At 36.3% G+C, this 11,252-nt stretch carries 10 protein-coding genes; all 10 read left to right on the top strand.

The genetic code is table 11. The annotated features are described in order from the left end of the window. Window position 1: 1 nt before the first annotated feature. Window positions 2–919 (top strand): glycosyltransferase, encoded by a 918-nt coding sequence (locus EIZ48_RS03415; RefSeq protein ID WP_240152851.1) that lies wholly within the window; start codon window positions 2–4, stop codon window positions 917–919. Between the two features lie 46 nt (window positions 920–965). Continuing rightward, window positions 966–2,621, top strand: coding sequence for a hypothetical protein (locus EIZ48_RS03410; protein ID WP_160648709.1), 1,656 nt, complete (start codon window positions 966–968; stop codon window positions 2,619–2,621). 28 nt (window positions 2,622–2,649) lie between these two features. Beyond that, on the top strand, window positions 2,650–3,615 hold the full coding sequence (locus tag EIZ48_RS03405) for a CDP-6-deoxy-delta-3,4-glucoseen reductase (RefSeq protein ID WP_160648708.1): 966 nt from the start codon (window positions 2,650–2,652) through the stop codon (window positions 3,613–3,615). A 20-nt stretch (window positions 3,616–3,635) separates the two neighbouring features. Beyond that, a complete protein-coding gene (gene rfbF / locus EIZ48_RS03400; protein WP_160648707.1) occupies window positions 3,636–4,409 on the top strand; it encodes a glucose-1-phosphate cytidylyltransferase in 774 nt (257 codons plus the stop codon). A gap of 2 nt (window positions 4,410–4,411) precedes the next feature. Continuing rightward, the gene (gene rfbG / locus EIZ48_RS03395) at window positions 4,412–5,491 is read left to right on the top strand and encodes a CDP-glucose 4,6-dehydratase (RefSeq protein ID WP_160648784.1); all 1,080 of its coding nucleotides are present in this window, start codon (window positions 4,412–4,414) and stop codon (window positions 5,489–5,491) included. Window position 5,492: 1 nt separating this feature from the next. Next, window positions 5,493–6,806: a lipopolysaccharide biosynthesis protein RfbH gene (rfbH, locus tag EIZ48_RS03390; protein WP_160648706.1), complete on the top strand. Its 1,314-nt coding sequence runs from the start codon at window positions 5,493–5,495 to the stop codon at window positions 6,804–6,806. A gap of 46 nt (window positions 6,807–6,852) precedes the next feature. Further along, a complete protein-coding gene (locus EIZ48_RS03385) occupies window positions 6,853–8,571 on the top strand; it encodes a thiamine pyrophosphate-binding protein (protein WP_160648705.1) in 1,719 nt (572 codons plus the stop codon). A gap of 2 nt (window positions 8,572–8,573) precedes the next feature. After that, the gene (locus EIZ48_RS03380) at window positions 8,574–9,590 is read left to right on the top strand and encodes an NAD-dependent epimerase/dehydratase family protein (protein WP_160648704.1); all 1,017 of its coding nucleotides are present in this window, start codon (window positions 8,574–8,576) and stop codon (window positions 9,588–9,590) included. 163 nt (window positions 9,591–9,753) lie between these two features. Further along, window positions 9,754–10,116: a GtrA family protein gene (locus EIZ48_RS30040; protein WP_369127458.1), complete on the top strand. Its 363-nt coding sequence runs from the start codon at window positions 9,754–9,756 to the stop codon at window positions 10,114–10,116. 110 nt (window positions 10,117–10,226) lie between these two features. Next, window positions 10,227–11,156 carry a glycosyltransferase family 2 protein gene (locus tag EIZ48_RS03370; protein WP_160648702.1) on the top strand — a complete coding sequence of 310 codons (930 nt, stop codon included), beginning with the start codon at window positions 10,227–10,229 and terminating at the stop codon, window positions 11,154–11,156. Window positions 11,157–11,252 lie beyond the last annotated feature (96 nt).

Raw genomic sequence — 11,252 nt, 5'->3', positions numbered from 1 at the left:
AATGGATACAAATCAACCAAAGGTAGCTGTATCAATCGCATGCTATAATCATGAGAAATATATTGAGTCATGTTTAGCTTCAGTTTTAGAACAAACGTACAAAAATATAGTTATTTTTGTTTCAGATGATTGTTCAACAGATCGAACTGCCGAAGTGTTAAATAACTTTGTTGATAGCAATAAAAACAAGTATCCAATATCTATTAATATTAAAAGCCAAAATACTGGTGTGGCAGAGAATTTTAATTCTGTTGTGGAAATGGCTCTAAATGACAAAGAAGTAGAGTATATCATCCCGTTTGCGGGCGATGATTTAATGTTCAAAACAAAAGTTGAGCGACAAGTGGAAGCGTTGGAGGCTAATAAAGAAAGACATCTTTGCTATTCTAATATGCAATGGTTTAATAGCTCAACTAGTAAAACCATTTTGAATCATTTTAATTTTCTGTTTAAACCAAGTGAAAATATTGAGAAGGTTATTGCAGAAGCGATAATACCGACACCAACCCTTTGTTTTCGACGTGTTGCACTTGAGAAATTAAAATACAATCAAAAATTGAGATATGTGAATGACTATCTTATTGCGGTAGAAGCTGCTTTACTCGGTGGTGTTGTTTATATTCCTGAATTGTTAGTACGATATAGAAAACATGGTGCGAGTATAATGGACACGACACTTTTTCTTGAAGAGCGTGTTGATGCAGCGAATTATATAATAGAACATTATGGGTATGAATCTTCAGCAAGACATTTCGCTGAAACAGCTCGATTTGATTATCTTATTCAGTCTTTGAATAAAGGTAATTATAAAGATGTTATTATACGATTTACGTTATTATTGCCACGCTTTTTTTCAAGTCAAAAATGGTTTTTCCGGCTGCTGAAATTTTTTTCATTAAGTCTGAAAAGAGTGTTTTAGAATATGAGTTATAGGTTAACCTTATGCTTACAGGGATTTAATGACAATGAAAGTTACTTCAGTTAGAGATTTAAATAGATCTGACTATCTTATTATGTTTGCGATAGGGGTAATTTATACTCTTATCTATGCCATTAGCATTATCTCAAGAGTAGAATCCGTTGAGTTCATGGCTATAGACCCGCATTCTATTGTTGACTCTCTTCATACTCTTACTTCTTACCCATATTACAATATGGGCGACTCATATCACTCAAAATACTATGGATGGACTTATTTTTCGGTAAATTTTGTTGTCATAATGTTTGCTAAGCTCTTTGGGCTGGCTAGCGATGAGAGTTTTAATGTTATAGTTAGGCTTAACCTTTTTATCATTGGTCTAGCGTTAACTTTTTGCCTATATACATTAAGTAGACATTTGTTTACGAAAACAGTATCTGCTCTTGCGGTACTTTACTTTTTGTTTGATCCAGTATCTTCACATTATTTTTTGACGATTCATCCGGAGTCATTAGGCATGTTGCTTCAGTGTGTCGGGTTAATAGTTCTTCTGGATATAAGCAAAGATAAAATATTATCATACCCTAAGTTCATTGTTGCAGTCGTTCTTTTCTCTCTTTCAGCACTTGCAAAACAGCCATTTTTTATTGTAAATGTACTAATTGGAATTGTATTTTTTGTATGGCTTTATAGGAATGTACATTATAGCTTAACAGTGAAAGATATAGTAAAGTTAGTGTTATATTCTACGATTGTATTTCTAATTACTTTCTTTATTATTCACCCTTATGCTTTTTTGCACTTTAGTGCATTTATAAAAGCTCAATCTGAATTAGCTTCTGCTCATTCGTCAGTGGGTATAAGCGAGGCATTTGATACATGGTTCAATGAACTTTCAAATAGCATTGTGTTTTGTCTTAATTTCCTAATTGCATTGCTTTTGATGTTTTTTAGGAGAGTGAATTGGGTCTATATTTGTAGTGTTATAATTACGATATTATGCTCATTCCTATTTATGTATAAGGCAAGAATATTTATTAGTTTACTCTATCTTTACCCACTTTATGTATTTGCAATATTTAACGTGGTGTATTTCTCTCATCTTGTCATTAATACACTTTCTAATGTAATCGTAAAAAGAGTTCTACTTTCTGTTGCGCTATTGTTAGTTTCGTGTAATGCAATCTCAAATGCTGCATATTCTGTGTTTTCATCCCATTATAGGTTTTTTACTGATGGTCTTGGTACAGAATATTCTACTTGGAATTATATAAAACAATTAGAAAAAGATGTAACTATCGCTTATTCCCCTGATGTTGCAATGCCACAACCATATAAATCCAATGGTTGCCATGCATGGCAAGGCTGTGATGGATTCGATAGTCTAGGTAAATTTGATCCAGGTGTGGTTATTTTAAGCCCAGAATATCCTCACTACAATTTTACAGAATATAACAAGTATGTAAATGAACATGGATATAAACTAGTTAAAATAGTAAAGCCGAACTTTTCATTAGACTCGTACAAATGCACGAATAATTTAAGGTTTGGTGTCGGTGGTAACACGGGAATATTGAATTTTATACAGTTTGAAAAGTTGCTTAGTAACGTGGCGACTTGCATAGATGACTATTCTTTTATGCTTGATAATTATAATACAGGTTCGATCTCTGGCTTACCTAAATATATTTATAAAAAATAAATGAAGTTAATATTTTTTTGGTGTTATTATGACGTTTAATATTGAAATTCATCCATCTGGTAAATGCTTTAAAAGCGATATGAATTTATTAGAAGATGCTATTTCTCAATCAATTCCTTTGGAGCACAGTTGTAAGACTGGTGAATGTGGAGCATGCTCTGTTGAACTGTTATCTGGTACAGTTGAGAATGAAAATGGTGTAGTAGTTGATACTGGAACTATTTTAACCTGCCAGTCGAAAGCACTATCGGATGCAGTACTAAAAGCTAATTACTATCCAGAATTAGCACATATCAAACAACAGACTTTACCATGTAAAGTTGCAGCATTTGAGTATGTTACCCAAGATATTGTTGTTATTAGATTTCGCTTTCCTCCTACAGCAAAGTTTGATTACCTTCCCGGGCAGTATGTTGATTTAAATTTTAAAGGTGTTAAACGTAGTTACTCCATAGCTAATGCAAAAAGGGAATGTAAGGAATTAGAGCTTCACATTCGTAAGGTTCCAAATGGCCAGATGTCAGAGTTGATTTTCGGCGAACTAAAAGATAATCAATTAATGCGAATTGAAGGCCCTAAAGGAACTTTCTTTGTTCGTGACAGTACTAGACCACTAATCTTATTGGCAGGGGGTACAGGAGTTGCCCCAGTCAAAGCCATTGTAGAAGAGCTAATCAAAAATGAAGATCCTAGAGAGGTTTATATCTATTGGGGAATGCCCTCAAGTGAAGGTTTTTATCTTGAATCACTAGAAACTATAGCTAAAGAAAAATCTAATTTTCATTATATACCTGTACTATCCGGTAATGGTGATTGGAGCGGACGCAAAGGACTTGTTCATCAGGCCGTTTGTGAGGATTTTGAATCCTTGGAAAAGTATGACGTTTATGCATGTGGTTCTCCTATCATGATTGATACGGCAAAGCATACTTTTTTTGAGAAAGGACTATTACAAGATAGTTTCTACTCAGATGCATTCACCCCCTCAAAATAATTTTTAAATTGGAGATACCAATGAAAGCTGTCATCCTAGCCGGTGGTTTAGGGACTCGCCTTAGCGAAGAAACATCAGTAAAACCTAAGCCAATGGTCGAAATCGGTGGTAAGCCAATACTGTGGCATATCATGAAGCAGTATTCTGCACATGGGATTAATGATTTTATCATTTGCTGTGGATATAAAGGCTATGTAATTAAAGAATATTTTGCTAATTATTTCTTGCATATGTCCGATGTTACATTTGATATGAAGCAAAATAAAATGGAAGTTCACCGTAAGCGTGCTGAACCATGGACTGTCACATTAGTAGATACTGGTGATAATTCGATGACGGGGGGACGTCTTGGTCGTGTTGCTAATTACCTGAAAGATGAAGATGCATTTTGTTTTACATACGGTGATGGTGTTAGTGATATAGATATCTCGCGTACGATTGACTTCCACAAGTCGCATGGTAAAAAAGCAACTCTTACTGCAACATTTCCACCAGGGCGTTTTGGTGCTTTAGACATCGACAACGGACGAGTTAGTAGCTTTAAAGAAAAGCCAAAGGGTGATGGAGCTCTTATTAATGGGGGATTCTTTGTACTAAGTCCAGATGTATTAGAATACATTGACGATGATAGTTGCACTTGGGAACAGTACCCACTTAACAAGCTTGCAGAAGAAGGGGAGCTCATGGCCTATGAACATCATGGTTTTTGGCAACCAATGGACACGCTGCGTGATAAAGTTTATTTAGAAAATCTTTGGCAAGACGGTGAAGCACCTTGGAAAGTCTGGGAGTAAATATGAATCCTGATTTTTGGCGGGGAAAGAAGGTCTTTGTTACAGGACATACCGGGTTTAAAGGGAGTTGGCTGTCGTTATGGCTACACGAAATGGGAGCTATCGTCAAAGGTTACTCTTTACCGGCTCCAACAACACCTAGCCTATATGAGGAAGCACGAGTTGGCGGGTGTGTGGAGAATGAAGAAGGCGATATTAGGAACTTTGAACAGCTTCGAGATAGTATTTCTCTGTTTCAACCAGAAATAGTTTTTCATATGGCGGCTCAGCCCCTCGTCCGCCTTTCTTATGATGACCCTATAGGTACTTATTCTACTAATGTAATGGGAACCGTTCATTTGCTTGAAGCTGTTAAGCAAGTTGGTAGCATTAAGGCTGTCGTTAATATCACAAGTGATAAATGCTATGAGAATCGGGAATGGGTTTGGGGATATCGTGAAGAAGAAGCAATGGGGGGATATGACCCATATAGTAACAGTAAAGGATGTGCTGAACTTGTTGCTTCTTCATACCGCCAATCATTCTTTAACGAAGATAAGTATGAAGAGCATGGGTGTGCGCTAGCATCTGTTCGAGCTGGTAATGTCATTGGTGGTGGCGATTGGGCCGATGACCGGCTTATACCTGATATGTTAAAAGCATTTTCAAATGGGGATGCAGTTGAAATTCGTAGCCCGCATGCTGTTCGGCCCTGGCAGCATGTACTTGAGCCTTTATCCGGGTATATCACGATTGCAGAACATTTGTACGAAAATGGCACCGACTATGCTGAAGGCTGGAACTTCGGGCCCCGTGAAGATGATGCAAAACCTGTTCAGTGGATTGTGGAAAATCTCGTACATCAATGGGGTTCAGATGCTAGTTGGTATTTAACTGAGGGAGAGCACCCTCACGAAGCACATTATTTGAAGCTGGACTGTTCCAAAGCAAAGATGCGTCTAAACTGGCAGCCTGTTTGGGGGCTGGAAGAAACGCTAAATCGTATCGTGGTTTGGCAGAAAGCCTGGCTTAATGGCGCAGATATTAAGCAACATACATTAAATGAAATTCAAGAATACATGAAAGCAAGAGCAGGAATCTAACATGTCTAAAGAGCAAATCAGAAAACAAATTGCAGATCTAGTTGAGCAGTATGCCGAGTTAGAATATGCACCAAAGCAGTTTGTTGGTGGCCAAAGTGTGGTCCCACCATCAGGAAAAGTTCTTGGCGCAAGCGAACTAAAAATGATGGTAGATGCTTCACTGGACGGTTGGCTAACTACGGGTCGTTTCAATGATGCTTTTGAAAAACGTCTGGGTGAATATCTGGGTGTTCCATATGTTTTAACGACGACTTCAGGCTCCTCTGCAAACCTATTGGCTTTGACAGCCTTGACTTCTCCTAAACTGGGTGACCGTCAATTAAAACCTGGTGATGAAGTTATTACTGTCGCTGCTGGTTTTCCAACTACAGTTAACCCAACAATTCAAAATGGTTTGATTCCCGTTTTTGTTGATGTTGATATTCCAACATATCAAATCAAGCCAGAAATGATTGAAGCAGCAATTTCCGATAAAACAAAAGCTATAATGGTTGCCCATACTTTGGGTAATACATTTGATCTAACAGAGGCTCGCCGAGTAGCTGACAAGTATAACTTATGGCTGATTGAAGATTGCTGTGATGCTTTAGGTTCGACTTATAACGGCAAGATGGTTGGTCAGTTTGGTGATATTGCGACTGTCAGTTTCTATCCAGCTCACCACATTACAATGGGTGAAGGTGGTGCTGTTTTCACCAAAGATAATGAGCTACGTAAGCTCATTGAATCATTCCGTGATTGGGGTAGAGATTGTTATTGTGCCCCTGGCTGTGACAACACGTGTAAAAAGCGTTTTGATCAGCAATTAGGTTCACTACCTCATGGTTATGATCATAAGTACACATACTCTCACTTAGGTTATAACCTAAAAATTACAGACATGCAGGCAGCATGTGGCTTAGCTCAAATGGATAGTGTTGAGCAATTTGTCGAACAGAGAAAAATTAACTTTCGTTATTTGAAAGAAGGTCTTGCTAACTGTGAAGAGTTCCTGATCTTGCCTGAGGCAACTGAAAATTCTGATCCTTCATGGTTTGGATTCCCAATTACTATCAAACCAGAGAGTGGTATTGATCGCGTTGAATTACTGAAATTCATGGATCAGCACAAAATTGGTACTCGTTTATTATTTGCAGGAAACCTAACGCGCCAACCGTATTTTAACGATGTTGAATATCGAGTGGTGGGGGATTTAACAAATACAGATATTATCATGAACCATACCTTCTGGATTGGCGTTTACCCAGGGTTGTCGACAGACCATTTAGATTTCGTTATTGAGAAGTTTGAAGAGTTTCTTGGTTTGAATTTTTAATTTGAGAATATGCCTGTCAACGACAGGCATTCAATTAGGTGTATAGATGAAAGCTTCTGATGCAATAGCGAAAGTTCTGAGTGGAAATAACGTGACGGTAGGTTTTGAACTTATCGGAGGGATGATTGCTCATTTAGTCGATAGCATTAATGTATTAGGAGAGACAAAATTAATCTCCCTACATCATGAGCAGGCCGCAGCATTCGCAGCCGGTGGTGTAGCAAGGGCGACAAACAATAACAGTATCGGCTTAGCACTTGGGACAAGTGGGCCTGGTGCTACGAACTTGGTTACTGGGATTGCAGATTGTTGGCTTGATAATTATCCGTGTGTATTCATTACAGGTCAAGTCAATACCTATGAACTTAAAGGTCACCGAAATATACGGCAACAAGGATTCCAAGAACTCGATATTGTAAGTATTGTTAAAAGCATCACTAAGTATTCAACTCAAATTCAAAGAAAAGAAGATCTCATACCAGAATTACAAAAAGCAATCGATATATCTACTTCTGGTCGGCCAGGCCCAGTCTTAATTGATATCCCAATGGATTTACAACGAGCAGAGTTAAATGATGATGTTATCGATTACTTAAATTCTAGAAAACACTGCTTTCAAAGAATGCCTAATATTTCTGAAAAAAGTGAGAAACAAATAGAAGAAGCACTTCTTTGTCTTTCTGAGGCTAAAAAACCACTATTCTTAATTGGCGGTGGAGCTGTTAATGAGCCTAGTTTTGATAGATGGGTTGAGAATATATCTCAGCTAAAAATCCCTCATGTAGCTAGTCTTAAAGGCAGTGAAAAAACACCCGCAGGAGATGGTTATTTTGGATTGATTGGAGCATATGGAACTCGAACTGCTAATCATGCAATACAAAATGCAGATGTAATCATTGTCCTAGGCAGTCGGTTAGATGTCCGCCAGACAGGGGCTGATGTAAATGACTTTGCTCGAGTTGCGAAGAAAATAATTCAAATTGATTTAGATTCAGAACAGTTGAACAACAGAGTTAAAGGTCATGTGAACATCCATGCCACTTGCGAACAATTTTTTCACATGTATCTAAGATCAGGAAATAGTAAGCTAAATACTAGTCCTGACTGGTTTGACACACTTGAGTCACATTGGAAGAATAAATTTGTCAATGAGTACAACGAGCTGACAATTAGTCCTTTTAACCTTTGTTCTATTCTGTCTAAAAGATTTGCTAAACAGCCTGTACACTTTGTGACGGATGTTGGCAATAATCAAATGTGGATTGCTCATTCATTATTATTAGACAATGAGCAAATGATCCATCATTCGGGAGGGCTCGGCGCCATGGGGTTTTCTATTCCTACTGCTATAGGCGTGAGTTGTGCAACTGACTGTAACGTTGTCTCAATTTCGGGTGATGGTGGAGCACAATTAAATATTCAAGAGCTTGATATTATTGCGCGAGAAAATTTACCGATTCTGACTATTGTTGTTAATAATGAATCTCTTGGTATGGTCAGAGCATTCCAAGAAATGTACTTCGAAGGTCGAAATCAATCGACTTATTGGAAAGGTTATAGCTCATCATTTGTGAGTGTCAGTAAAGCTTATAATATGAATTCATTGTTAATTGAAAGCGAGCAGGAATTTGATGATGCAATTCTAGCATTTGTAAGAAAACCTACACCTACATTATTAGAAGTTGTAATGCGTGATGCAAGAGAGTGCAAACCTAGGCTCGCTTTTGGCAATCCAATTGATCAGCAATACCCCTGTGGAGATTAAGAATGTCTGTTGATATCGATGATTTAGCTCTTATTGCTGAAAAGCTAACAGAAGACTTCGAGTTCTATAAAAATCAAAAAATATTCTTAACTGGTGGAACAGGTTTCTTTGGCAAGTGGCTATTACAAACATTCATATATTTAAATGAGATTCACAAGTTAAATATATCAGTGACTATTCTTTCTCGTTCACCTGAAAAGTTTGCTGAAAATCAACCTTATTTAGCAAACCATAAAAATTTTATGCTTGTTAAAGGTGACGTACGTTCTTTCTCTGATTTGAATGAATCTTATGACTTAATTATACATGCCGCAACAGATGCTTCTACTGAGATAAATAGAGAAAACTCTGAATTAATGAGAGATACCATTTTAGATGGTGCGAAAAATATTTGCGATTTTTCAAAAAGAGTTGGCTGTAAACGAATTCTTTATACAAGCTCCGGTGCCGCTTATGGCCCACAGCCTAAGAATCTATCCCATATTCCAGAAACATTCTTAGACAATCCGTTATTTAACCATAATGACGGCTACGCGAGTTCAAAATTAAAGTCAGAAGAATATTTTAAAGATAATGTAAGCTGCGATATTGTTATAGCTAGGTGTTTTGCGTTCTCTGGCCCCTATCTTCCTTTAAGTGGTGAATATGCATTTGGCAACTTCATTAGTGATGTCTTGCAAGATAGAGATATAATTATAAAAAGTGATGGTACACCTGTAAGATCATATTTATATGCAGCTGACCTCATCATTTGGTTGTTAAGAATTTTATCCTCAGGACGAAGCGGTGAGATATATAATGTTGGTTCAAAAGAGTCTATATCAATAAAGGACTTAGCTAAGAAAATTTCTTTAGATAAAGTTCAAACCATCACATTAAGTAAAAGTGATGGCAACACTAATGTATATGTTCCATGTATAGATAAAGCTGAAACCGAATTGGATCTTAAAATGTATACTTCACTTGAAAATGCGATAATTAAAACTCTCAAGTTTGAAGGCTATGATTCATTTAGTTAGATTCAATAATTGGTTTCAATTTTGATACTTATGTATTTCTAAGGTTAAACTATATATAGATCATGGTTAAAATAATTCAAACAATAGTTAGATAGGCATTATTGTGAGTGTAAATACTAATCACCTTTTTATTTCATCTTTTTGGAAGAATATTAAGTATTATATGAATTCTCGCGTTGTGAGATTTTTGTTTGTAGGATTTTTGAATACACTTTTTGGTTATAGTCTTTACGCCATTTTAGTTTTTTCTGGAATTCCGTACTTTTATTCGCTACTGGTAACCACTATAGTAGGTGTTGTCTTTAATTTCTTCAGCATGGGAAGAATGGTATTTAAAGGCAATGGTGGACACATTACCTTTCTCAAATTTATTTTTGTGTATCTAGCAGTGTACCTTTTTAATGCCTACTTCCTTGATATATTAATCACAGAAATTAACTTTAACCCTTACATTTCCCAAGCAATATGCCTTCTACCAAGCATATTTTTTAATTGGTTTATGTTGAAAAACTGGGTTTTTAGATAAAATCAAGTTTAAGATTTTACATTGAAGTATATATAAATATAAGATGACATTAACATCTTATGTTCAATCGATTTACACCTTTAAATTAGTTAAATTCAAGAAGAAAATTGATGAAAAAAATTAGTGTTATGACACCATGTTTTAATGAAGAAGAAAATGTTGAGCTTCTTTATATAAAAGTGAAAGAGCAATTCGAAAAACTTGAAAATTATACTTATGAGCATATTTTTATTGATAATGCATCTGAAGATGGAACTGTTGATATTTTACGTGACCTAGCAAGTAAAGACGAAAATGTTAAAGTAATTGTTAACAGTCGAAATTTTGGTCATATACGTTCGCCTCAACATGGATTATTGCAAGGATCTGGTGATGCTACATTGTTCATGGTTGCTGACCTTCAGGATCCGCCTGAGTTAATTCCTGAGTTTATTGAGAAGTGGGAAGCCGGGAATGAATTAGTCATTGGTGTAAAAAATGATAGTGCTGAATCTCCGCTTATGTTTTTGATCCGTAAGGCTTACTACCGAGTTATTACGAAATTATCCGAAACAAAACTAGAAAAGAATTTTTATGGTTTTGGGTTATACGATAAGAAAATTATTGATATTCTTAAGGGTATTCCAGACCCATATCCGTATCTTCGTGGCCTATTAATGGAAGTTGGTTTCAATGTAGCCAAGGTTCATTATAAACAGCCATTGCGTCATCGAGGAATTACCAAAAATAATTTCTTCTCACTGTATGACATGGCAATGCTTGGCATATGTAGCCATTCTAAGGTTCCATTGCGCCTAGCGACGATTGCCGGTTTCATTATGAGCTTTATTAGTTTATTGATTGCTGTCGGTTATTTTGCCACTAAGCTAATGTTTTGGGATGAGTTTCCTCTTGGTACTGCGCCTATACTCATTGGTATATTCTTTTTTGGTTCTGTTCAATTATTCTTTATTGGTTTAGTAGGTGAATATGTCGGCCATTTAGTGACGAAAACATCTAAGTTTCCTATGGTAATTGAGAAAGAAAGAATTAATTTCTAACTATAGTTTTAGTTGGTCTTTCTCTATAAATCTATAATCATTATCAGGGAAAGATCACAAATACTTCATGGTGATTAATGGCTTACAAAGGGTATA

This window comes from Photobacterium alginatilyticum (assembly GCF_009910675.1).
GTDB classification, from domain to species: domain Bacteria; phylum Pseudomonadota; class Gammaproteobacteria; order Enterobacterales; family Vibrionaceae; genus Photobacterium; species Photobacterium alginatilyticum.
This window is presented reverse-complemented; position numbering and strand designations above follow the sequence as displayed.